We start from the raw sequence: 23077 nt of genomic DNA on the forward strand, positions 1-23077 counted from the left end.
CGGCATCGTCCCCCGTTCGCGCGTCCCCCGGTTGCTCCCTCCTCGGGGGGAGGCCCGCCGGCCGGCCGGTCAAGGGCCCGTCCCGCACGGCCGATGGGGCGGCATGTCGGTTCCCCGAACGAGCGCGCTGCCGGACTGCCGGCCGCTGCTCGCCGACCCCGACGACCTGACGATGGTGTTCCAGCCGATCGTCGACCTCGCCGCCGCACGCGTCACCGGCTACGAGGCCCTCTCCCGCTTCCCGGGCACGGCGGGGCCCGAGGTCTGGTTCGCCGCCGCCGCCGACTGCGGCCTGGCCGCCGAGCTGGAGGCGCTGGCCGTCACCAAGGCCCTGGCCGCCGTCCCGCTGCTGCCCGCCGACACCTTCCTCACCGTCAACACCAGCCCGCACCTGCTGGGCACCGCCTGCGTGCAGCAGGCGTTCGCCGGCCGTCCCGACCTCAACCGGGTGGTCGTCGAGCTGACCGAGCACACGCCCGTGGACGACCTCACCGCGCTGCGCCGCCAGGTCGAGGAGCTCCGGGCCCGCGGCGGGCTCATCGCCCTGGACGACGCCGGCTCGGGGTACTCGGGCCTGCAGCAGATGGCGGTCGTCCGGCCGCAGCTGGTCAAGCTGGACCGGGCGCTGGTCACCGACGTCGACACCGACCCGGTCCGGGCGGCCCTGACCGAGATGGTCGGGGAGTTCGCCGGCCGGATCGACGCCTGGCTGCTGGCCGAGGGGGTCGAGACCAGCGGTGAGCTGGCCGCGCTGGCCCGGCTCGGCGTCCCGCTGGCCCAGGGCTGGCTGCTCGGTCGCCCGGCGCCGGTGTTCGAGCCGCTGGCGCCGGAGGTGGCCCGGCTCGTGCGCGCCCAGGTCGCCCGGGCGCGGCTGACCGAGAGCGTGACCAGCCTCCTGCGACCGGTCCGCCAGTGCGAGACCGGGACGCCGCACCCCGGCATCCCGCCCGCGGTCCTCCTCGGCGAGCACGGGGAGCCGACCGGCCTGCTGCTGGCCGACCCCCGCACCGCGGAGGTCCACACCGCCCCGGTGTCCCTGCGCGTGCCCCCGTCGGCCGACGTCACCCAGACCCTGCAGCGGGCGCTCACCCGGCCGCCGGCGCAGCGCTTCGACCCGGTCCTCTGCACCGACCCGACCGGTGCCGTCCTGGGCCTGCTGCGGGTCGAGGACCTCGCCTCGGCTGCGGCCGCCCGGTGAGGGCCCCGGACCCCGGCCGCCCACTGCCCAGCCGGGCCCCGGCCGCCCACCCGGGCGCCCCGGCCCGCACGACGAACAGGAGCCCACGATGAAGACCTTCGCCTGCGGCGACATCATCCCCGGGTGCGGTGCCACGTTCACCGCCCCGGACGAGGACGGGATCCTCGTCCAGACCCGCCGGCACGCCGTCGAGGCGCACGGGATGGCCGAGCCCGGCACCGACTCCGACGCCGCCGTCCGCGAGCACATCCACAGCGCCTGACGAGATCGGCGGGGATCGGTGCGGGTGACCCGCACCGATCCCCTCGGGTCAGGCCGACGCGTCGGTGAGCAGCCGCCGCTCCTCGTCGGTGAGCACCAGGTCCTGCATCGGCAGCAGGTCGGCGAGCTGGTCGACCGAGCGTCCGCTGGCGATCGGCGAGACGACGGTGGGCTGGTCGGCCAGCCAGCGCAGCGCCACCGCCGCGCCGGTCACCCCGTGGGCGTCGGCCACCTGCTGCAGCGCCGTGAGCACCCGGTCGCCCCGCTCCCCCACGTACGCCGCGGCACCCTCCGCCCGCGGCGAGTCCACCTGCTCCCCCGGCCGGTACTTCCCGGTCAGGAAGCCCTTGGCCAGCGCGAAGTACGGCAGCACGCCCATCCCCTGGGCGGCGACGACGTCGCGCAGCTCGGCCTCGTAGGCCGGCCGTTCCATCAGGTTGTAGTGCGGCTGCAGGGCGACGTAGCCGGTGGTGCCCAGCCGCTCGGCGGTCTGCCGCGCCTCGGTCAGCCGATCGGCCGAGTAGTTCGACGCCGCCGCGTACCGGACCTTCCCCGCCTGCACCAGCTCGTCGAACGCCTGCAGGGTCTCCTCCAGCGGCGTCGTCTCGTCGTCGTAGTGGGCGTAGTAGAGGTCGATCCGGTCGGTCTGCAGCCGCCGCAGCGACCCCTCGGCCGCCGTCCGGATCTCCCGCGCCGACAGCGGGTGCTCCTTCTCCAAACGAGAGGCCTTGGTCGCCACCACCACGCGGTCGCGCATCCCCCGCTCGGCCATCCAGCCGCCGAGGATCTCCTCCGACCGGCCCCTGCCGTAGGACTCCGCGGTGTCGACGAACGGCGCCTGGGTGCTGGGGGTGGCGTCGGCGAACCGGTCCAGCAGGGCATAGGACGTCGGCTCGTCCGCCGTCCAGCCGAACACGTTGCCGCCCAGGCAGAGGTCGCTGACGGTCAGGTCGGTCCCGGGGATCCGTGGCATGAGGCCACGCTAGAAGGGCCCCGTCCTCCCCACCCCTCGCAGGCTCGAGGCGGGCCCCTGGACGGGGCCAACGGCCACGGCGCACCCCTCGCAGGCTCGAGGCGGGCCCCTGGACGAGGCCAACGGCCACGGCGCACCCCGTCCCCCACCCCTCGCAGGCCCGGGACGAGGCCGGCGACGGGGGCCTGCAGGAGGGCCGGGGGGCCGTCCGAACCGGGTGGGCCCCAGCGGGACCGGTGGGACGTGAGGGACCCGTTCGACCCCCTCGGTGGCGGGTTGTCAGCCCGGCATGGCACCGTGCCCCCGGTCCGACCTCGGCAGATCCGCCGAGGCGGCAGCTGAAGTCACCGACGCGGAAGGAACCCCGTGAACAAGGCCGAACTCGTCTCCGCCATCGCCAAGCGCGCCGACGTGCCCACCTCGACCGTCGACTCGGTGCTCGCCGGGCTCCAGGACGAGCTCGTCGACGCCATCACCCGCGGTGAGAAGGTCGCCGTCTCGGGCCTGCTGACCGTCGAGCGCACGCAGCGCTCGGCGCGCACCGGCCGCAACCCGCAGACCGGCGAGTCCATCGACATCCCCGCCGCCAACACCGTCAAGGTGACCGCGGGCTCCAACCTGAAGAAGGCCGCCAGCAACGTGCCGGTCTGATCGACCCGCACGGCCGGCTCGTCGGGCCGGCGGCTGCCCCGTGTGGCCTGGTCCACAGCGTCGTGCGCCAGGATGCGGGGGCAGGCGCCGCCCGACGGCGGGCGGGGTCCCGGGAACGGAGGACACGTGACGACGGCGCTCCAGGTGGACACCGACCCCGCCGAGGTCGGCTTCGACCCCGGCCGGATGGCCCGCATCGACCGGCGGCTGGCCCGCTGGGTCGACGACGGCCAGCTCCCCGGCTTCCTCGTGACCGTGGCCCGGCACGGCCGGCTCGTGCACGTCGGCCGCTACGGGTACCGGGACGTCGAGGCGGGGCTCCCCGTCGAGACCGACACCCGCTGGCGCATCTACTCGATGACCAAGCCGATCACCTCGGTCGCGGCGATGATGCTGTACGAGGAGGGCGCCTTCGAGCTCTCCGACCCGATCGCGAAGTGGCTGCCGGAGTTCGCCGAGACCCGCGTGTACGTGGCCGGCTCCGCGCAGAAGCCGGTGACCGCGCCGCAGACCGAGCCGATCCGGGTGTGGCACCTGCTCACCCACACCTCCGGGCTGACCTACGGCTTCCACCACGCCCACCCGGTCGACGCGATGTACCGCGCCGCGGGCCACGAGTGGGGCACCCCCGCCGGCGCCGACTCCGCCGAGGTCTGCCGGCAGTGGGCGGCGATCCCACTGGTGTTCCAGCCCGGCTCCGAGTGGAACTACGGCGTCTCCACCGACGTCCTCGGCCGGCTGGTCGAGGTGCTCTCCGGCCAGCCGCTCGACGAGTTCTTCGAGCAGCGCATCTTCGCCCCGCTCGGCATGCGGGACACCTCCTTCGGGCTGCGCGAGGGTGACGACCCCGAGTCGCTGGCCCGCCTCTACACCGCCGTCCCCGGGCAGCCCGGCGGCGCGCCGACCGGCTACGCGCCGCTGGACACGATGGGTGCCGCCGCGCTGCGGAAGCCGACCTTCCTCTCCGGCGGCGGCGGCCTGGTCTCCACCGCCGGGGACTACCTGCGCTTCACCGAGCTGCTGCGCCGGGGCGGCGCCCACGACGGCGGGCGGCTGCTGGGCCCCCGCACGATCGCGCACATGACCCGCAACCAGCTGCCCGGCAACGCCGACCTGGAGACCTTCGGCCGGCCGCTGTTCGCCGAGACGCCGCTGCGCGGGGTGGGCTTCGGCCTGGGCTTCTCCATGGTCATCGACCCCGTGCGCTACGGCGTGGTGGCCAGCACCGGCGACTACAGCTGGGGCGGGGCGGCGTCCACCGCGTTCTACGTGGACCCGGTCGAGGACGTCACCGTCGGCTTCTACACCCAGCTGCTGCCCTCGAGCACGCTGCCGATCCGCAACCACCTCCGCGGGCTGGTCAACCAGGCCCTCGTCGACTGACGCCCCGCTGCCCTCGGTATCGGAAGCGATACCGGCGTTCTCGAGCCGGGAACGCCGGTGTCGCTTCCGACACCTCCGGCGGGGGGCGGCCGGCGGCGTGGTTGGGTGACCGCGTGCTGCGACTGGGGGCCCTCGACGTGCCGGCCGGCCGGTTCGTCGTCATGGCGATCGTCAACCGCACCCCGGACTCCTTCTACGACCGCGGCGCGACCTACGAGCTGGCAGCCGCGGTCCATCGGGTGGACCGGGTGGTCGCCGAGGGCGCGGACATGGTCGACGTCGGCGGGGTGAAGGCCGCCCCGGGGGACGAGGTGGACGCCGCCGAGGAGATCCGCCGTACCGTCGACCTCGTCGCCGCCATCCGGGCGGCGCACCCGTCGCTGCCCATCTCGATCGACACCTGGCGCGCCGAGGTGGCGCGGGAGGCCCTCGCCGCCGGCGCCGACGTCGTCAACGACGCGTGGGGCGGGGTCGACCCGGAGCTGGCCGACGTCGCCGCGGCAGCCGGCGCCGGCCTGGTCTGCACCCACGCGGGCGGGCTGCCGCCGCGCACCCGGCCGCACCGGGTCACCTACGACGACGTGGTCGACGACGTCGTCACGCGGACGACGGCCCTGGCCGAGGCGGCGGTCGCGGCCGGCGTGGCGCGGGACCGGGTGCTGGTCGACCCCGGGCACGACTTCGGCAAGAACACCCGGCACTCGCTGGAGGCGACCCGGCGGCTCGACGAGCTGGTGGCCACCGGGTGGCCGGTGCTGGTGGCGCTGTCCAACAAGGACTTCGTCGGCGAGACCCTCGACGTCCCGCTCGAGCAGCGGCTGACCGGGACCCTCGCGGCGACCGCGGTGAGCGCCTGGCTCGGCGCGACGGTCTTCCGGGCGCACGACGTCGCCGCGACCCGGCAGACGCTGGACATGGTGGCCTCGATCCGGGGGGACCGCCTGCCCGCGCGGACCACCCGCGGCCTGGCCTGAGACCCCTGGTCGCGGCGTCCGGACCGGCCTACCCTGCGCCGCACGCCGGACCAGGAGGTGGCCCAGATGAGCGGCAGGGTCGTGCACTTCGAGCTCCCCTTCGACGACGGGGACCGTGCGCGCAACTTCTACAAGGAGGCCTTCGGGTGGCAGGTCCAGGAGATGCCCGACATGGCCTACACGCTGGTCATGTCGGGCCCGAGCGGTGACCAGGGGCCGACGGAGCCGGGCTTCATCAACGGCGGGATGATGGCCCGCGAGGGCAGCCCGTCGACGGGCCCGATCATCGTCGTGGACGTGGAGAGCATCGACGTCGCGCTGGAGCGGGTCGGTGAGCTGGGCGGGTCCACGGTGACACCCAAGATGGCCGTCGGGGACATGGGCTTCGCCGCGTACGTCACGGACCCCGAGGGCAACGTCATCGGCCTGTGGGAGACGGCGGGCAACGGCTGACCGCGGGTGGCGGCCGAGGCGCCTCGATAGGTTCCGCCCATGGCCGCCACCGGGTTCCACACCGCCGACGAGCTCAACGCACTGCTCCCGGGCACCCTCCCGGGCCTGCTGGGGCTGGTCATCACCGCCCACGAGCCCGGCCGGCTGGAGGCGGCGCTCGACGTGCGGCCGGAGCTGCTCGCGCCCAACGGCTACCTGCACGCGGCCACCGTCGTCGGGCTGGCCGACACCTCCTGCGGCCTGGCCACGCGCGCGCTGCTGCCCGAGGGCTCGGTCGGCTTCACCACGCTCGAGCTGAAGACCAACTTCCTCGGCACGGCGCGGGAGGGCCGGATCGCCACGGTGGCCACCAACGCCCACGCCGGCCGGACGACGCAGGTGTGGGACGCCGTGGTCCGCGACGCCGGGTCGGGGAAGACCATCGCGCTGTTCCGCTGCACCCAGTCGGTGCTCTGGCCGCGGTGACCCGGGCCGCCACGGGTGGGTGACCCCCTGTGGCGGAGGCCGCCGCGGATGTGAGACTGACGCCACACCTGACCCGTGAAGGAGCTCCTCCGTGGCGCTGGCCAGCCTCTATCCCGACGTCGAGATCCCCGACCTCTCGGTCCCCGCCTACGTCCTGAAGGCCGGAGGTGCCCGGCCCGACGCCCCGGCACTGGTCGACGGGCTCAAGGGCGACACCATCACGCACGGCCAGCTCGCCGCCTACGTCGACCGCGTCGCCGCGGCCCTGCACGCCCGCGGCCTCCGCAAGGGCGACGTCGTCGCGGTCTTCTGCCCGAACACGCCCTGGTACCCGGTCGTGTTCCACGGCATCGCCGCGGCCGGCTGCGTGATGTCGCCGATCAACTCGCTCTACACGCCCGACGAGATCGCCTTCCAGCTGCGCGACTCCGGCGCCAAGGTGGTCATCACCGTCTCGCCGTTCCTCGAGCGGGTGCAGGCCGCCGCCGCCCAGGCCCCGGTCGACGAGATCGTCGTCATGGACGGCGCCGAGGGGCACGCCTCCCTGCTCGACCTGCTCAGCACCGACGCGCCGTCGGTGCAGGTCGACATCGACCCGGCCACCGACCTGGTGACGCTGCCCTACTCCAGCGGCACCACCGGGCTGCCGAAGGGGGTCATGCTCACCCACCGCAACCTGGTGGCGAACGTGGCCCAGATGCGGCCGATCATGGACGTCCACGAGGGCGACGAGCGGATCATCGCCGTCCTGCCGTTCTTCCACATCTACGGCCTGACCGTGCTCATGAACCAGGGCCTGGCCATCGGCGGGACCGTGGTCACGCTGCCCCGCTTCGACCTCGAGGACTTCCTGCGCACGCTGCAGGACCAGAAGATCACCCGCGCCTTCGTGGCACCGCCCATCGTGTTGGCGCTGGCCAAGCACCCCCTGGTCGACCAGTACGACCTGTCCTCCCTGCGCACCATCACCTCCGGCGCCGCACCGCTGGACGAGCAGCTGGCGCTGGCCGCGCAGAGCCGGCTGCGCCGGGGTGCCGACACCGGGGTCACCGTCGCCCAGGGCTACGGCATGACCGAGCTGTCGCCGGTGTCGCACAGCACGCCGGACGCCGGACAGGAGCCGCCCGGCGTCACCGCCGAGGTGCCGAAGGGCTCGGTCGGCTACGCGCTGCCCAACACCGAGTGCCGGCTCGTGGACCCGGCCACCGGCGAGGACGCGCCGACCGGTCAGCGCGGCGAGCTGTGGGTCCGCGGACCGCAGGTGATGAAGGGCTACCTGAACAACCCGCAGGCCACTGCCGACACCCTGGACAGCGAGGGCTGGCTGCACACCGGCGACGTCGCGATCGTCGACGACCACGGCCGCTACACGGTCGTCGACCGGGTGAAGGAGCTGATCAAGTACAAGGGCTACCAGGTCGCCCCGGCCGAGCTCGAGGCGGTGCTGCTCACCCACCCGGAGATCGCCGACGCCGCGGTCATCGGCGTCCCGGAGAAGGAGAGCGGCGAGGAGCTGCCCAAGGCCTTCGTCGTCCGGGCGCCGGGGTCCTCGCTCACGCCGGAGGCGGTCATGGAGTTCATGGCCGGCCGGGTGGCGCCGCACAAGAAGATCCGCTTCGTGGAGTTCATCGAGGCGGTGCCGAAGTCCGCGGCGGGCAAGATCCTGCGCAAGGACCTCAAGGCCGCGAACTGAGCTCGCGGCGGGGGACGTCGGTGACCGGCATCCCCCGCCGTCGGGCCGTGGCCGCCGGCGGCACGCCGACCACCCGCTTGTAGGCGCGGGAGAAGGCGGCCTCGGACTCGTAGCCGAGCCGGCGGGCGAGCTCGCCGGCACCCGCGCCGCCCTCGAGCGCGACGGTCGCCAGGTGCATCCGCCACCGGGTCACGTAGTGCATCGCCGGCTCCCCGGCCAGCTCGGTGAACCGCGCCGCGAACGCCGACCGGGACATCCGTGCCTCACGGGCCAGCCGGTCGAGCGTCCACGGGTCCCCCGGGGAGCGGTGCACGCGGGCCACGGCGCGCCCCACCTGGGGGTCGCGCAGGGCGCGCAACCAGCCCGGGCCGGTGGCGCCGGCGTCGATCCACGCCCGGATCGCCTGGATGACCACGACGTCGGCCAGCCGGGTGACGACGGCCTCGGCACCCGGCCGCTCGTGGCGGACCTCGTCGGCCAGCAGTCCGAGCAGCACCGGCAGCCAGCCGGGCCGCCCGGTCTGCTCCGTCCCGAGGTGCAGGACCGGCGGCAGGAGCTCGACCAGGTGCGCCGCGCCGGGCCGGTCGGCCTCGACCACGCCGCACACCAGCCCGGCGCGCGCTCCGCCGCCACCGAGCCGCATCACCGAGTAGTGCTCGCCGAGCATCTCCTGGGGCAGCAGGTCCGCCCGTCCGGCCACCCGCGCCGACGCGCTGCTGCGCAGCACGTGCCCGCGGCCGTGCGGCACCAGGGCCAGGTCACCGCTGCGCAGGAGCAGCTGCGTGTCGTCGACCTCGAGCAGGCAGCTGCCCTCGGTGACGACGTGGAAGCTCATGCACCCGTCGAAGGCCGGCATCTCCAGACCCCACGGCTCGGTGGGCTCGACCCGGCAGTAGAAGGTGCCGCGGATCCGCAGGTCGAACAGGACCCGGCCGAGCGGGTCGACCGGGGTCCACGGAGGAGCGGCTCCGCCGTCGTCGGTCATGGCGCCACCCTCGCCGCCGCCGGAGCCGTCGTCCAGGGTCGCTGGACGAACGGTCGTGGACCGTGGACGGCCGGGCATGGGCCGGCCCCGGGTGCGTCCCGACCATGGAGGACGCCGGTCGCCGAGGACCGGCCTTCCGAGAGGAGCAGGCCATGCGGGTGCTGGTCGTCGGGGCCACGGGCGGATCGGGCAGGGCGGCGGTCGAGGCCCTCGCCGCCCGGGGGCACGCGGTGACCGCGTTCGCCCGTCGGGCGAGCGCGGTGTACGGGGAGCGGGCGGGGGTCCGGGCCGTCGACGGCGACGCCACGGTCGCCGCGGACGTCGAGCGCGCGGTCCGGGGGCAGGACGCCGTCGTGGTCGCGCTGGGCATCAGCGAGTCCCCGCTGCGGGTGCGGCTGCTGGGCAGCCGCGGCACGCCGCTGGACGTCCGCTCCCGCGGGACGCGGACCGTCGTCGCGGCGATGCGCTCGGCCGGGGTGCGCCGCCTGGTGGTGCAGTCCTCCTACGGCGTCGGGGAGACGCGGGCACGGCTGCCGCTCTCCAGCCGGCTGGTGCTCGCCCTGCTGCTGCGCCCGCAGATCGCCGACCACGAGCGCCAGGAGCGGCTGGTCCGTGACAGCGGGCTGGACTGGACGCTGGTCCAGCCGGTGTACCTGACCGACGGCGACGAGCCGGCCACCGTCTCGCCCGACGGGGACGTCGAGGAGTGGCACGTCTCCCGCGCGGCAGTGGGGAGCGTCCTCGCGGACGCCGTGGACGGCGCCCTCCCGCGGGAACGCAGCCTCGCCGTCTCCGGGACCGCGCGGCGCTCCTCGCCGGTCGGGTGAGGACCGCTCCGGGCGCACCGGCGGGCCCACGCCGGCGCGCCCGGGCGGGGGTCAGTGCGCCCCGGCGGGCGAGGCGGCGCGGACGGCGTCGCGGCGGGCGAGCCAGCGATCCTCACCCAGCCGCAGCGCCAGCCGCAGCCGGCGCGGCGCGGCCATCACCAGCTCGACCCGCTCGCGCGGCGAGCAGGCGTCCAGGAACCACGGGACGGCGACCAGCGGGGACCCCGTGGCGTCCCGGAACCGCTGTGCGCACCGGAGCAGGTCCCCGGGCGCGTGGTCGTGCGCCCCGGCCGGGTCACCCTCGAGCAGGTCCGCGACCGTGCTCCACGCGCGGGCGAGGGCGGGCGCGCCGGCGCTGACGTCGGCGGCGAACAGCGGCTCGGCGGCGGCCACGGTCCGGCAGGCGGCCAGGAGGGGCAGGTCCTCGTCGCGGCCGGCGACCGCGCGCACCGTCGTCCGCACGCCGGCGGAGCAGGCCGCCAGCGCACGCTGCCGGCGCGGGCAGCAGGGGGCGTCGAAGGCGATGCCGGTGAGGGCGACGGTCAGGTCCCGGGCGCCCGAGCGCAGGGCCCGTCGCTCCACCGGGCAGCCCGCGGGGTGGGCCGCGGCGGACACAGCGGCGGGAGCCGGGGCGGGGAGCGTCGTCGTCATGGCGCCACCCTCGCGACCCGCCCTTCGGCCGGGCTTGAGCCGGACTCGAGCAGCGCACTTGCACCGCACCAGTGACTCGGAGGCGGCTGCCTGCAGGGACCCACCCTGAGCCTGGGGAGAGTGGGGAGGACGGGGTCGTCCCTTGGCGGTCGGCCCCGTCCAGGGACCCGCCCTGAGCCCGCGAAGGGTGGGGAGGACGGGGTCGTCCCTTGGCGGTTGGCCCCGTCCAGGGGCCCGCCCTGAGCCCGCGAAGGGTGGGGAGGACGGGGTCGTCCCTTGGCGGTTGGCCCCGTCCAGGGGCCCGCCCTGAGCCTGCGAAGGGTGGGGAGGACGGGGTCCTCCTAGGGTCGGGCCATGCGCGCGGTGACTATCAGCGGACCGGGTGGGCCCGAGGTGCTGGAGTGGGGCGAGGTGCCCGACCCCGTCCTCCAGCCCGGCGAGGTGCTCGTCGACGTGGTCGCCACCGCGGTCAACCGCGCCGACCTGCTGCAGCGGGCCGGCCACTACCCGCCGCCGCCCGGGGCCAGCGACGTCCTCGGCCTGGAGTGCAGCGGGATCATCAGCGAGGTGGGCGAGGGCGTCACCGGCTGGTCGGTGGGTGACGAGGTGTGCGCGCTGCTCTCCGGTGGCGGCTACGCCGAGCGGGTCGCCGTCCCTGCCGGGCAGTTGCTGCCCCGGCCGGCCGGCGTGGAGCTGGCCACCGCCGCGGCGCTGCCCGAGGTGGTCTGCACCGTGTGGTCCAACGTGTTCATGCTGGCCGGGCTCACGCGGGGCGACGACTTCCTCGTGCACGGCGGGTCCAGCGGCATCGGGACGATGGCCATCCAGCTGGCCGCCCGCGCCGGCGCCCGGGTGTTCACGACCGCCGGCACCGCGGCCAAGCTCGACGTCTGCCGGGAGCTCGGTGCCGAGGTCGGCATCAACTACCGGGAGGAGGACTTCGTCGAGTGCGTGCTGCAGGAGACCGACGGCGCGGGCGTCGACGTCGTCCTCGACAACATGGGCGCCAAGTACCTGGCCCGCAACATCACGGCGCTGGCCACCGGCGGGCGGCTGGTCTGCATCGGCATGCAGGGCGGGACGAAGGCCGAGCTCGACCTCGGCACGCTGATGCGCAAGCGCGCCTCGGTCCACGCCACGACGCTGCGGGCCCGCCCGGCGACCGGCCCCGGAGGCAAGGCCGAGATCGTCGCCGCCGTCCGGCACGAGGTGTGGCCCGACGTCGAGCGCGGGGTGGTCCGCCCGATCGTCGACCGGCGGCTGCCCATGTCCCGCGCGGCCGAGGCGCACCGGGTGGTCGGCGCCAGCGAGCACGTCGGCAAGGTCCTGCTGCTCACCGACGGCTGAGTCAGCGCGGGCGCAGCTCCGCGACCGAGTCGATGAGGTAGCCGACCTCCTCGGCGGTGTTGTAGTGCATGAGGCCGAGCTGCACCGCCCCGCCCTCCTCGTTGGCGCCGAGGGCGTCGAACAGCTCCCGCGCGTAGAAGTCGCCGTCCCAGGCGCAGATGCCCCGGCGGGAGAGCTCGTGGGCGACCTGCCGCGCCCGCATGCCGGCCACGGTGAACGACAGGGTCGGCGTGGTGCGCGCGGCGGCGCCGAGGACCTGCACGTGCCGCATGGCGCGCAGCGCCTGGTCCAGCCAGGAGAACAGCCCGCCCTCGTAGGCGGCGACCGCCGCCATCGACGTGCGCAGCCGTTCCCGGCGGGTGCCGGTGGCGTCCTCGCGGAGCGTGGCGAGGTGCTCGACGGCGGCGGTCACCCCGGCCAGCAGCTCGAAGGGGTGCCCGCCGCTCTCGAAGCGGTCGGGGACCCGCTCGGGGACGGGCACCAGCTTGTCCGGCTGCAGCTCGCCGAGCAGGGCGGGGTCGGCGACCACCGCGCCCACCCGCGGGCCGCACCACTTGTCCGCCGCCACCGCGAGGAAGTCCGCCCCGAGCTCGCCGACGTCGAGCAGCTCGTGAGCGGCGGCGTGCACCCCGTCGACGTACACCAGCGCGCCGACCGCGTGCGCGCGCTCGGCGATGGCCGTGACGTCCGGCCGCGTGCCGATGGCGCTGCTCGCCGCGGTGAGGGTCACCAGCCGGGTGCGCCGGGTGAGCAGCTCCTCGTACTGCCAGTCGGGCAGCTCGCCGGTCTCGATGTCGACCTCGGCCCAGCGGACCTCCACGCCCGAGGACTCCGCGAGCTGCAGCCAGGGCCGGATGTTGGCGTCGTGGTCGAGGCGGCTGACCACGATCTCGTCACCCGGCCGCCAGGTGCGGGCCAGCGCGCGGGCCATCGTGTAGGTCAGCGCGGTCGCGTTGGCGCCCAGGACCACCCCGGCGGAGACCCCACCCACCAGGTCGGCGACGGCGGCGCGGGCGCTGGCCACCAGGCCCTCGGCGCGGGCCGACGCCGGGAAGACGCCACCCCGGGCGGCCACCGGGGTGCGCATCGCCTGGGCGACGGCGAGCACGACGCTCTCCGGCAGCAGCGCGCCGGCCGACCCCTCGGCGTGCACGAGTCCGTCGGAGAGCCCCGGGAACAGACCCCGGACGCGCGCGACGTCCAGCCGTCCCTCCCCCGGTCCCATGGGTTTCGACCCTAGACGCTGGATCTGCGGGGTGAGCACGTGTTCACGGGCGCCCGGCAGGCACCGCCCGGCGCGGGGGAGGATGGGGGCATGACCGCACCGGGAAACGGCAGTGAGCGTCCTCAGCAGGTCGTCGTCGTCGGCCCAGACGGCCGGCCGGTCGGCACGATGCCCGTGCCGCAGGCGTCTGACGGGGACAGCGGCACCCCGGACGGCGCGGCCGGCGTCACCGACATGGTCGAGCAGCCGGCGAAGGTCATGCGGATCGGCACGATGATCAAGCAGCTGCTCGAGGAGGTCCGTGCCGCGCCCCTCGACGAGGCCAGCCGTCAGCGGCTGCGCGACATCCACGCCTCCTCCATCCGCGAGCTGGAGCAGGGCCTGGCGCCGGAGCTGCGCGAGGAGCTGGAGCGGATCACCCTGCCCTTCGCCGAGGACGAGACGCCGTCGGACGCGGAGCTGCGGATCGCGCAGGCGCAGCTGGTCGGCTGGCTCGAGGGCGTGTTCCACGGCATCCAGACGGCGCTGTTCGCCCAGCAGATGGCCGCCCGGGCGCAGCTGGAGGAGATGCGGCGCCGCGCCCTGCCCGGAGGGCCCTCGGTGGCGCCGCAGCAGCCCGACTTCCGCCCCGGAGGCGGCCAGTACCTCTAGCCCAGGGCCTCTCCCACGCTGGGGAGCGGGCCGTCGCCCGACCGGGTGGACGGCCCGCTCCGGTCGTTCCGTGGCGACGGCGCCGTCCCCCCGGTGGGGGACGGCGCCGTCGCGTCCGTGCTCAGACGGTGAAGCGGCGGACGGCGTCCTGCAGCTCCCCGCTCATCCGGGCCAGCTCGGCCGCGGCGCGCTGCGCGTCGGCGACCCGGGTGTTGGTCTCCTCGGTCCCGGCGGCCAGCCCCGAGATCGCCGCGGCGATGTCCCGGGAGCCGCCGGCGGCCTCGGCCACGTTGCGGTTCATCTCGTTGGTGGTGGCGGTCTGCTCCTCCACGGCCGCGGCGATCGTGGCCTGGAAGTCGTTGATCTCGCCGATCACCGAGCTGATCTGACCGATCGCCTCCACGGCGCCGGCGGTGTCGGCCTGGATGGCCTCGACCCGCCGCGAGATGTCCTCGGTGGCCCGCGCCGTCTCCTGTGCCAGCTCCTTGACCTCGCTGGCCACGACGGCGAAGCCCTTCCCGGCCTCGCCGGCCCGGGCGGCCTCGATCGTCGCGTTGAGCGCGAGCAGGTTGGTCTGCTCGGCGATGCCGTTGATCAGCTTGACCACCGTGGCGATCTCCTGCGAGGAGTCGCCCAGCTTGCCGACGGTGCGGGTGGTGTTCTCCGCGACGCCGACCGCCTGACCGGCGACCCGCGCCGCCGCGGTCGCGTTCTGCGCGATCTCCCGGATCGCGGTCTCCATCTGGGCGGACCCCGTCGCCACGGTGTCGACGCTGGAGGCCACCTCGCCGGCCGAGGCCACGACCACACCGGCCTGCCCGGCCGCGGTCCGCGCGTTGTCGGCGATGCCGTCGGCCGCGGCGTCCAGCTTCCGCGACGCGCCCTCCAGACGCTGCGCCGAGTCCCCGACCAGGGTCAGCACGTGGCCGATGGAGTCGAGGGTGTGGTCCAGGGAGCGGGCGACCTCCCCGATCTCGGCGCCGCCGGTCTCGCCGACCCGCACGCTCAGGTCGCCGGTCGCGACCCGGTCGAGCACCTCGCTCACCCGCTGCACCGGCCGGGTCACCGAGCGGACCAGCAGCAGCGCCAGCACCACCGAGACGGCCAGGCCGAGGACCACCACGACGACGGTCAGCGTGCGGGCCGAGGTGTAGGCGTCGCGCGCCGCCGCGGCGGTGCGCGACGCGACGGCGGCCTGGGCCTGCGTCGCCGCGCTGAAGGCCTCGACGGCCGTGGCCTCGTACCCCTTCAGCCGGCCGATGGTGGCCGCCGCCGCCTGCATGTCGCGCGCGGCCAGGTGGCCCTGCAGCTCCACCTGCAGCCGGAAGTACTCCCCCGCGGCCTCCTGGTAGGCGGCGAACTGCTCGGCCACGCCCGGCGCCAGCGGCTGCTGCGCGACGACGTCCCCCTGGGCCTCCAGGGCCTCCTGGGCATCCGCCGCGGACGCCGCGTCCTGGGCGTTGACCTCCGGGCCCGCGCTGACGATCAGCGACCGGGCCGAGAACGCCTCGTGGGGTGCGAGGGACGGACCGCCTGCGCTGACGGCCCCGGCTGCACTGTCGGCGTCCCGCCGGGGAGCTCGAGCCGGACCGCGCACTCCGTGTGCCGTGGGTCACCTGTGACACGGCGGAGGACCCGTGACGACCACCGGCGGGTGGCGCGCCGCGACAGGCGGTCGGGGGGCCACCCGCCGGTGGTCGACGGGGATGCGGACGGCGTCAGAAGCGGAAGCCGCCGACGAGGTCGCGCAGCCGGGCGGAGACGGCGGCCAGCTCCTCCGCTGCCTCCTGCGAGGCCCCGACGTGCTCGGTGGTGGACCGGGCCACCGCGGCGACGCTCTCGATGCCGGTGGCGATCTGCCCCGACCCGGTGGCCGCCTCGCCGACGCTGCGGTTCATCTCGGTGGTCGTCGCGGTCTGCTCCTCGACGGCCGAGGCGATGGTCGTCTGGTAGTCGTTGATGCGGGTGATCACCTCGGCGACCTCGGCGATGGCGGTCACGGCGCTGCCGGTGTCGGCCTGGATCGCCTCGACCCGGCGGGCGATGTCCTCGGTCGCCTTGGCGGTCTCCTGCGACAGCTCCTTGACCTCGTTGGCGACGACGGCGAAGCCCTTGCCGGCGTCGCCCGCGCGGGCCGCCTCGATCGTGGCGTTGAGGGCCAGCAGGTTGGTCTGCTCGGCGATCGAGGAGATCACCTTGACGACGTCCCCGATGGTGCGGCTGGACTCCCCGAGCCGGGACACGGTCTCGGTCGTCGTCCCGACGGCGACGACCGCCCGCTCCGCGACCGAGGCCGCCTCGGTGGCGTTGTGCGCGATCTCCCGGATGGAGGCGCCCATCTGCTCGGAGCCGGCCGCCACGGTCTGCACGCTGGAGGACACCTCCCCCGCCGCCGCGGCGACGACCGCCGCCTGCGCCGAGGACTCCTCCGCCCCGGTGGAGATCTGCCGCGAGAGGTCACCGACCCGGGTGCTGGCCGTGGTCAGCGCGGCGATCGCCTCGGAGAAGGTGGCCATGAGCCGGCCCAGCGAGTCCAGGGCGGCGTTGGTCGAGCGGGCCATGCGGCCGATCTCGTCCCCGCTGCGGACCTCGAGCCGCTGGGTGAGGTCGCCCTCGGCGACGGCGGCGAAGGCGCTCTCGGCCGCCACCAGCGGCCGGGTGATGCCGCGGGTGATGCGCCAGGCGATGACGACCGCGAGCACGGCCGCCGCGGCGCAGACCAGGACCATGGTGAGCAGGAAGCCCGAGGCGATGCCGCGCGCCTCCTCGCTCAGGCTCGCGTTCATCGCCTCCTCCATGTCGATGAGGACGTTGATCGCGCCCAGCCACTCGACGAACAGCGGCTTGGCCTGCTGGGTGAGCACCTGCAGCGCCGCGGCCTGCTGCCCGGCGCGCTCGAGGTCCACCACCTGCTCGATGAGCGGCAGGGTCTGCGCCTCGATCCGCTTGATCGCGGCGAGCGCGGCGACCTCCTCCTCGCTGACGTTGCCCTCGACGGCGAAGAGGTCGTCCATGGGGCCGGCCGACGCCGTGTACTTGGCCGCCAGCTCCTCGATGAGGTCGACCTCCTGCTGCAGCTCCGCCGGGGTGGCGCTCAGGACGACGTCCCGCAGCGCGATCGCCCGGTCGTGGACGCTGCCGCGGAAGTTGATCGCGTACCGCTGCTTGACCGCGTTGAGGTCGTTGATGGTCGTCAGGTGGCTGTTGATGGTCTCCACCCGCACCACACCGATGCCGGTCAGTCCGACCATGCTCAGCACGACGACGAGGAAGCCGAGGGTCAGTCGGCGGGTGATCGACGAGTTCTTTCCCATGGCGCTCTCCGGCGGCCGTGTCCAGGGGGAGCGGTCACTCCCTCGACAGCAGGTGTCGACGCCGGCGCGGGCGAGTTGAGCCGAACCCGGAGCCACTACACACAGTCAGGAAGGTCGTGCCGAACCCACCCGGCCTGCCGCTACAGGGACGCGAGGAACGCGGCGACCCCGTCGTCGTCGTTGGTGCCGGTGACGTCGGTCGCCGCGGCCAGCAGGTCGGGGTGGGCGTGGGCCATCGCCACGGCCCGGCCGCCGGCCTCGCGGACCCAGTCGAAGGCGGCGATGTCGTTGGGCATGTCGCCGAAGACGACGACGTCCTCGGGTCCGACGCCGTGGCGGGCGGCGACCTTGGCCAGCCCGGTGGCCTTGGTGACGCCGAGTGCCGAGATCTCGGCCAGCGCGTCGCTGGAGGAGTTGGTGACCGTGGCACGGTCGGCGACCACGGACTCCACGAGGGCGACGAACTCGTCCCGCGGCAGGGTCTCGTGGCGGGCCAGCAGCTTGGCCACCGGTGCCGCGATCAGCTCCTCCAGGGAGGCGACGGCCACGCCGGGGGCGTCGACGTCCCACCGCGGTTGGTAGACCGGCTCGTGGCGGAACTCGAAGCCGTACTCGACGGCGAACCAGGTGTCGGGCTGCTGCCGGCGCAGCTCGGCGGTGACCTCCTGCAGCACGTCGGGGTGCAGCGCGTCCTCGTCGAGGATCTGGAAGCCGGCCAGGTCCAGCAGCACCGCGCCGTTGCAGCACACCGCGGTGCCGTGCCGCAGCACCTCGCGGATGCGGGTCATCCAGCGCGGCGGCCGGCCGGTGGCCAGCACCACCGGCACGCCGTCGGCCCGCCAGCGCTCCAGCTCGGCGACCGTCGCCTCGCTGACCGTGTCGTCCCAGCGCAGCAGGGTGCCGTCCATGTCGCTGGCGATCAGCTTCGGGCGCCAGTCAGACATCGCGCACCTGCTCAGACACCGAGCACCGCCTCCAGGTAACGCGCGACGCCGTCGACGTCGTGACCGCTGGTGACCAGCGGCGTGGCCGCCCGGACGTCGGCGTGGGCGTTGGCCACCGCGACCGCGCGGCCACCCGCGGCCGACACCGCCTCGATCATCGGCAGGTCGTTGGGCATGTCCCCGAAGACGAGCACGTCGCCGAACTCGACGCCGTAGCGGTCCAGCGCGATCGCCAGCCCGGTCGCCTTGGTGACCCCGGCCGGGAGCACCTCGATGAAGCCCAGCCCGGCGTGGGTGACCTCGGCCTCCCGCGGGTCCACCACGCCGCGGGCGCGGGCGAGCAGCTCGTCCTGGCCGAGCGACGCCGACCGCAGGAAGACCTTGAGCACGGCGCCCGCGGGCAGCACCTGGTGGCGCGGCAGCAGGTGGGCCGGTTCGGGGTAGGGCCAGTCGAACCCGTGCTGCACCCGCAGCGGGGAGTGCACCTCGCCCTGCTCGGCGGCGTCCTCCACCGCGACGACCAGCTCACCGGCGACGTCCTCGATCCGCTCGATCACCGCCATGGCCCGGTCGCGCGGCAGGCCCACCGTGCGGAGCACCTCGTCGCGCTCGAGGTCGACGACGAACCCGCCCTGCGCGAGGACGGCGATGCCGCGGCCGTCGAGCGCGGCCCGCACGCTGTCGAGCAGTCGCGGGCCGCGGCCGGTCACCCCGACGACCGGGATGCCGGCGTCCCAGCAGGCGGTCAGCGCGGCCCGGGTGCGCGGGCTGACCTCGCCGTCGGAGGTCAGCAGCGTGCCGTCGAGGTCGCTGGCCACCAGCTTGGGCCGCCAGGTGCCGACGTCGCCCAGGTCGACGACGGAGTCGGCGCCGGACAGGACGCCGACGGCGGGCAGCGCCTTCGGCGGGTGCGCCGTCATGCGACCGGCACCGGCGCCGCCAGCGTCATGCCGGGGGTGAGGGACTCCGCGCCGCCCAGCCAGGGGCGCAGCGCGACCGGGACGTGCACCGAGCCGTCGGCGCGCTGGTGCACCTCGAGCAGGCAGGCGATCGTGCGCGCGATGGCGCAGAGGGTGCCGTTGAGCGTGGCCGCCGTCTGGTTCCTCCCGTCCGCGTCGCGGTACCGGATGGCCAGCCGCCGGGCCTGGAAGGTCGTGCAGTCCGACGTCGAGGTCAGCTCGCGGTAGGTGCCCTGGCTGGGGAACCACGCCTCGATGTCGTACTTGCGGGCGGCGCTGGTGCCCAGGTCGCCGGCGGCGATGTCGACCACCCGGTAGGGCAGCTCCAGCGCCTGGAGGAACTCCTCCTCCCACGCCAGCAGCCGCAGGTGTTCCTCCGCGGCCTCCTCGGGGCGGCAGAAGCTGAACATCTCGACCTTGTCGAACCAGTGCACGCGGATGATGCCGCGGGTGTCCTTGCCGTAGGACCCGGCCTCGCGGCGGAAGCAGGACGACCAGCCGGCGTACCGCCGCGGCCCGCTGGCCAGGTCGAGCACCTCGTCCTTGTGCATGCCGGCCAGCGCGACCTCGGAGGTCCCGACGAGGTACAGGTCGTCGCGCTCGACCCGGTAGACCTCCTCGTCGTGCTCGCCGAGGAAGCCGGTGCCCTCCATCGCCTCCGGCCGGACCAGGGCGGGGGCGACGACCGGGGTGAACCCGGCGGCGACCGCCCGGCTGATGGCCAGCTGGGCGAGGGCGAACTCCAGCAGCGCCCCGGGGCCGGTGAGGAAGTAGAAGCGGGCGCCGGAGACCTTCGCGCCGCGCTCCATGTCGATCGCGCCCAGCGCCTCGCCGATCTCCAGGTGGTCACGCACCGGGAAGTCGTAGGTGGGGACCTCGCCGACGGTGCGCATCGTCACCGCGTCGTCCTCCCCGCCCGGCGGCACCTCCTCGTGGACGACGTTGGCGATGCGCAGGTGCGCCGCCCGCAGTGCGGCGTCGGCGGTGCGCAGCGCCTCCTCGGCCTCCTTGACCTCCGCGGCCAGGGCCCTGGCCCGATCCAGGACCGCCGGCCGCTCCTCGGGGGTGGCCTTCTTCACGGCCTGCGAGGCGGCCTTCTGCTCGGCGCGCAGGTCGTCGGCGCGCTTGACCGCCTCGCGGCGGGCGGCGTCGGCGGCGAGCAGGTCGTCGACCCGGGACTCGTCGGCCCCGCGGGCGCGCTGGCTGGCCTTGACGAGGTCGGGGTGCTCGCGCACGAGTCGCAGGTCGATCACACCCCGATCGTAGGTGGGGCCTCCGACCGGCCGTCGTCCTCGGGAGGAGGGGGCGCCGGCGCCGGTGCGGGACAATGGGCACATGCGCTTCCTCGGCGACACCCGCCCGGCGACCGACCTGACCTACGCCGACGTCTTCATGGTGCCCAACCACTCCACCGTGGGCTCCCGGCTGGAGGTCGACCTCACCACGCCGGACCGCGTCGGCACGACCATCCCGGTGGTCGTCGCCAACATGACCGCGATCTCCGGACGGCGGATGGCCGAGACCGTGGCCCGCCGCGGAGGGCTGGCCGTGCTGCCCCAGGACATCCCGGTGGACGTCGTCGCCGAGGTCGTGTCCTGGGTCAAGACACGGCACCCGGTCTACGACACGCCGATCACGCTCACCCCGACCTCCACCGTGGCCGAGGCGCTGTCGCTCATGCACAAGCGCGCCCACGGCGTGGTGGTCGTCGTCGACTCCGAGCACCGCCCGGTCGGCATCGTCACCGACGGCGCCTGCCAGGACGTCGACCGGTTCAGCCAGCTGGCGCAGGTGATGACCGAGCCGCTGACCGTCCCGGCCGGCACCGACCTGCCCAAGATCTTCGACGTCCTCTCCGAGGAGCGGGTCAACGCCGCCCCCGTGGTCGAGGGTGACCGGCTGGTCGGCGTCATCACGCGCAAGGGGGCCCTCCGCTCGGCGCTCTACCTCCCGGCGACCAACACCGACGGGCACCTGCTCACCTCCGCCGCGGTCGGGATCAACGGGGACGTCGCCGGCAAGGCCGGGGCGCTGCTCGCCGCGGGCGTCGACGTGCTGGTGGTCGACACCGCGCACGGCCACCAGGAGAAGGCGGCCGAGGCGGTGCGGGCGGTGCGCTCGGTGGCGGGGTCGGCGCCGGTGGTGGCCGGGAACGTGGTCACCGCCGAGGGCACCCGCGACCTGGTCGAGGCCGGTGCCGACGTCGTCAAGGTCGGCGTCGGGCCGGGGGCGATGTGCACCACGCGGATGATGACCGGCGTCGGCCGGCCGCAGTTCTCCGCCGTCGAGGAGTGCGCGGCGGCCGCGCGCGCCCTCGGTCGGCACGTGTGGGCCGACGGCGGCGTCCGGCACCCCCGCGACGTCGCGCTGGCCCTGGCCGCCGGCGCGGCCAACGTCATGGTCGGCTCCTGGTTCGCCGGCACCTACGAGAGCGCCGGCGACATCCACGACGACGGCTCCGGCCGGCTCTACAAGGAGTCGTTCGGCATGGCCTCGGCGCGGGCGGTGAAGGCCCGGACGGCGACGCAGAGCGGCTTCGAGCGGGCCCGCGCCGGCCTGTTCGAGGAGGGCATCAGCTCCTCGCGCATGTACCTCGACCCCGCCCGTCCGGGCGTCGAGGACCTCATCGACCAGATCGTCGCCGGCGTGCGGTCGTCGTGCACCTACGCCGGGGCCCGCACCGTCGACGAGCTGCACGAGCGCGCGGTGCTGGGGGTGCAGAGCGCGGCCGGCTACGAGGAGGGCCGGCCGCTGCCGACGTCCTGGTGAAGCCGCTCCCACGCGAGGTCTTCGAGGAGCTGGTCGCCGACGCGCTCGACGAGGTGCCGGCCGAGCTCATGGCGCTGCTGGACAACGTCGTCGTCCTCGTCGAGGACCGCAACGAGGAGGAACCGGAGCTCCTCGGCCTCTACGACGGGTACGCGCTGACCGAGCGCGGCTGGGAGTACGGCGGCGCGCTGCCCGACCGGATCATGATCTACCGCGAGGCCATCTGCGACATCTGCTCCACCGCGGAGGAGGTCGTGGAGGAGGTCACGATCACCGTCGTCCACGAGATCGCCCACCACTTCGGCATCGACGACGAGCGCCTGCACGAGCTCGGCTGGGGCTGAGGCCCCCTCCGGCCGTGGCCCGGGCTCGCGAGGGCCGAGGAGGAGGGGGTCCTCGCTCGCGTAACGTTGATCGACGTGGCTGACGTCAGGGGCTCGGGGCTGCCGATCAAGATGCTGCACGACCGCATCCTGGTGGCGCTGCGCAAGGAGGACGGCGAGCGTCGCTCCAGCGGCGGCATCCTCATCCCGGCGACCGCCCAGGTGGCCAAGCGGCTGGTGTGGGGCGAGGCGCGCGGCATCGGCTCCAGCGTCCGCCAGGTGAAGGTCGGCGACCAGGTGCTGTTCTCCCCCGAGGACCAGCACGAGGTCGAGGTGCACGGCGAGGACCTGATCATCCTGCGCGAGCGCGACGTCCACGCCGTGGCCGCCGAGCGGATCGAGGAGTCCACCGGCCTCTACCTGTAGCGGCGTCGGGAGCGACACCCCCGTGCAGCGGCTCAGGACCGGGGCACTGCTCCCGGCACCGGCGCTCCCCCGCCCCGCGAGTGCCGCGTGACCACGGCGGTCACGTCCTCGAGCCAGCGGCGGACGACGGCCAGCTCCTCGTCGGTGTAGTCCTCCATCGCGGCCACGAGGTCGCGGGCCAGCCCGCCGAAGTGCTCGGCGCCGGCCGCCATCGCCGACTCCGACATCTCCAGGCCCACCCGCCGCCGGTCCCCCGGGTCGCGGACCCGCCGCACGTGGCCGACCCGCTCCAGCCGGTCGACCAGCGCCGTCACCGACGCCGACCGCAGGTCGACGGCCTCCCCCAGCCGGCCCGCGGTGAGCGCCTCGCCGCGCCGGGCGGCGTCCATGATCGCCACCAGCGCCCGGACGTCGGTGCGGTTGAGGCCGTGCACGTCCGCGAACCGCTGGCCGACCGCGTCGAGTTCCACGTTCAGCCGGCGCAGCAGCAGCGCCAGCTCCTGCCGCGCACGCACACCCTCGTCGGTCACGCCGCCCCTCCCGTTCGCGCCCGGCCCTCGTCCGCAGTAATCTCTCGGCGATCGAGAATATCGACCATCGAGGGA

24 protein-coding genes are annotated in these 23077 nt (G+C 74.8%); 14 read left to right on the forward strand and 10 right to left on the reverse strand.

Going from position 1 to position 23077, the window contains the following annotated elements; all coding sequences use genetic code 11:
• Positions 1-103 precede the first annotated feature (103 nt).
• Together ACI79I_RS02415 and ACI79I_RS02420 are read left to right on the forward strand one after the other, a co-directional pair.
• Entirely contained in the window at positions 104-1198 is a 1095-nt protein-coding gene (locus ACI79I_RS02415; protein WP_456990676.1) for an EAL domain-containing protein, read from the forward strand.
• 88 nt (positions 1199-1286) lie between these two features.
• Positions 1287-1460, forward strand: coding sequence for a DUF1059 domain-containing protein (locus ACI79I_RS02420; RefSeq protein WP_456990677.1), 174 nt, complete (start codon positions 1287-1289; stop codon positions 1458-1460).
• Positions 1461-1508: 48 nt separating this feature from the next.
• Here ACI79I_RS02420 and ACI79I_RS02425 read toward each other — a convergent pair whose 3' ends face one another.
• Positions 1509-2432: an aldo/keto reductase gene (locus ACI79I_RS02425; protein WP_456990678.1), complete on the reverse strand. Its 924-nt coding sequence runs from the start codon at positions 2430-2432 to the stop codon at positions 1509-1511.
• Positions 2433-2798: 366 nt separating this feature from the next.
• On the opposite strand from ACI79I_RS02425, the gene ACI79I_RS02430 reads away from it, so the two are divergent.
• The 6 genes from ACI79I_RS02430 (at position 2799) to ACI79I_RS02455 (ending at position 8051) form a co-directional block, all read left to right on the forward strand.
• Positions 2799-3083: an HU family DNA-binding protein gene (locus ACI79I_RS02430; protein ID WP_091223132.1), complete on the forward strand. Its 285-nt coding sequence runs from the start codon at positions 2799-2801 to the stop codon at positions 3081-3083.
• Positions 3084-3209: 126 nt separating this feature from the next.
• On the forward strand, positions 3210-4466 hold the full coding sequence (locus tag ACI79I_RS02435) for a serine hydrolase domain-containing protein (protein WP_456990679.1): 1257 nt from the start codon (positions 3210-3212) through the stop codon (positions 4464-4466).
• Between the two features lie 113 nt (positions 4467-4579).
• Positions 4580-5440: a dihydropteroate synthase gene (folP, locus tag ACI79I_RS02440; RefSeq protein ID WP_456990680.1), complete on the forward strand. Its 861-nt coding sequence runs from the start codon at positions 4580-4582 to the stop codon at positions 5438-5440.
• A gap of 66 nt (positions 5441-5506) precedes the next feature.
• A complete protein-coding gene (locus ACI79I_RS02445; protein WP_456990681.1) occupies positions 5507-5893 on the forward strand; it encodes a VOC family protein in 387 nt (128 codons plus the stop codon).
• A 39-nt stretch (positions 5894-5932) separates the two neighbouring features.
• Entirely contained in the window at positions 5933-6358 is a 426-nt protein-coding gene (locus ACI79I_RS02450; RefSeq protein ID WP_456990682.1) for a PaaI family thioesterase, read from the forward strand.
• 91 nt (positions 6359-6449) lie between these two features.
• Positions 6450-8051 (forward strand): 4-coumarate--CoA ligase family protein, encoded by a 1602-nt coding sequence (locus ACI79I_RS02455; protein ID WP_456990683.1) that lies wholly within the window; start codon positions 6450-6452, stop codon positions 8049-8051.
• Here ACI79I_RS02455 and ACI79I_RS02460 read toward each other — a convergent pair.
• Positions 8035-9036: an AraC family transcriptional regulator gene (locus tag ACI79I_RS02460; RefSeq protein ID WP_456990684.1), complete on the reverse strand. Its 1002-nt coding sequence runs from the start codon at positions 9034-9036 to the stop codon at positions 8035-8037. The two genes, ACI79I_RS02455 and ACI79I_RS02460, sit on opposite strands and share 17 nt — an antisense overlap.
• Before the next feature lie 152 nt (positions 9037-9188).
• On the opposite strand from ACI79I_RS02460, the gene ACI79I_RS02465 reads away from it, so the two are divergent.
• Positions 9189-9863 carry an NAD(P)-dependent oxidoreductase gene (locus ACI79I_RS02465; protein ID WP_456990685.1) on the forward strand — a complete coding sequence of 225 codons (675 nt, stop codon included), beginning with the start codon at positions 9189-9191 and terminating at the stop codon, positions 9861-9863.
• Positions 9864-9914: 51 nt separating this feature from the next.
• Here ACI79I_RS02465 and ACI79I_RS02470 read toward each other — a convergent pair whose 3' ends face one another.
• Complete coding sequence (locus ACI79I_RS02470) at positions 9915-10514, reverse strand: hypothetical protein (protein WP_456990686.1); 600 nt, start codon at positions 10512-10514, stop codon at positions 9915-9917.
• 354 nt (positions 10515-10868) lie between these two features.
• Between ACI79I_RS02470 and ACI79I_RS02475 the strand changes: the two genes are divergently transcribed.
• Positions 10869-11861 carry an NAD(P)H-quinone oxidoreductase gene (locus ACI79I_RS02475; protein ID WP_456990687.1) on the forward strand — a complete coding sequence of 331 codons (993 nt, stop codon included), beginning with the start codon at positions 10869-10871 and terminating at the stop codon, positions 11859-11861.
• A 1-nt stretch (position 11862) separates the two neighbouring features.
• Here the strand turns inward: ACI79I_RS02475 and ACI79I_RS02480 are convergent, their stop codons facing one another.
• Positions 11863-13086, reverse strand: a complete 1224-nt coding sequence (locus ACI79I_RS02480) for a cysteine desulfurase-like protein (RefSeq protein WP_456990688.1) — start codon at positions 13084-13086, stop codon at positions 11863-11865.
• A 90-nt stretch (positions 13087-13176) separates the two neighbouring features.
• On the opposite strand from ACI79I_RS02480, the gene ACI79I_RS02485 reads away from it, so the two are divergent.
• Positions 13177-13737, forward strand: a complete 561-nt coding sequence (locus ACI79I_RS02485) for a bacterial proteasome activator family protein (RefSeq protein ID WP_456990689.1) — start codon at positions 13177-13179, stop codon at positions 13735-13737.
• A 121-nt stretch (positions 13738-13858) separates the two neighbouring features.
• On the opposite strand, the gene ACI79I_RS02490 is transcribed toward ACI79I_RS02485, so the two are convergent.
• From ACI79I_RS02490 to serS, 5 genes are all read right to left on the reverse strand, one after another.
• Entirely contained in the window at positions 13859-15334 is a 1476-nt protein-coding gene (locus ACI79I_RS02490; protein ID WP_456990690.1) for a methyl-accepting chemotaxis protein, read from the reverse strand.
• Positions 15335-15455: 121 nt separating this feature from the next.
• Positions 15456-17051, reverse strand: a complete 1596-nt coding sequence (locus ACI79I_RS02495; RefSeq protein ID WP_456990691.1) for a methyl-accepting chemotaxis protein — start codon at positions 17049-17051, stop codon at positions 15456-15458.
• 140 nt (positions 17052-17191) lie between these two features.
• The gene (locus tag ACI79I_RS02500; protein WP_456990692.1) at positions 17192-17995 is read right to left on the reverse strand and encodes an HAD family hydrolase; all 804 of its coding nucleotides are present in this window, start codon (positions 17993-17995) and stop codon (positions 17192-17194) included.
• Positions 17996-18006: 11 nt separating this feature from the next.
• Complete coding sequence (locus ACI79I_RS02505) at positions 18007-18915, reverse strand: HAD family hydrolase (protein WP_456990693.1); 909 nt, start codon at positions 18913-18915, stop codon at positions 18007-18009.
• Positions 18912-20207 (reverse strand): serine--tRNA ligase, encoded by a 1296-nt coding sequence (gene serS / locus ACI79I_RS02510; protein ID WP_456990694.1) that lies wholly within the window; start codon positions 20205-20207, stop codon positions 18912-18914. Before serS ends, ACI79I_RS02505 begins: the two co-directional genes overlap by 4 nt.
• A gap of 82 nt (positions 20208-20289) precedes the next feature.
• Here serS and ACI79I_RS02515 point away from each other — a divergent pair, with 82 nt between their 5' ends.
• The 3 genes from ACI79I_RS02515 (at position 20290) to ACI79I_RS02525 (ending at position 22472) form a co-directional block, all read left to right on the forward strand.
• A complete protein-coding gene (locus tag ACI79I_RS02515; RefSeq protein ID WP_456990695.1) occupies positions 20290-21723 on the forward strand; it encodes a GuaB1 family IMP dehydrogenase-related protein in 1434 nt (477 codons plus the stop codon).
• The gene (locus ACI79I_RS02520; protein ID WP_456990696.1) at positions 21720-22067 is read left to right on the forward strand and encodes a metallopeptidase family protein; all 348 of its coding nucleotides are present in this window, start codon (positions 21720-21722) and stop codon (positions 22065-22067) included. Before ACI79I_RS02515 ends, ACI79I_RS02520 begins: the two co-directional genes overlap by 4 nt.
• Positions 22068-22142: 75 nt before the next feature.
• Entirely contained in the window at positions 22143-22472 is a 330-nt protein-coding gene (locus ACI79I_RS02525; protein ID WP_456944682.1) for a GroES family chaperonin, read from the forward strand.
• A 32-nt stretch (positions 22473-22504) separates the two neighbouring features.
• Here the strand turns inward: ACI79I_RS02525 and ACI79I_RS02530 are convergent, their stop codons facing one another.
• Complete coding sequence (locus tag ACI79I_RS02530) at positions 22505-23002, reverse strand: MarR family winged helix-turn-helix transcriptional regulator (RefSeq protein ID WP_456990697.1); 498 nt, start codon at positions 23000-23002, stop codon at positions 22505-22507.
• Positions 23003-23077: the final 75 nt, after the last annotated feature.

The organism is Geodermatophilus sp. SYSU D01105 (genome assembly GCF_054050095.1).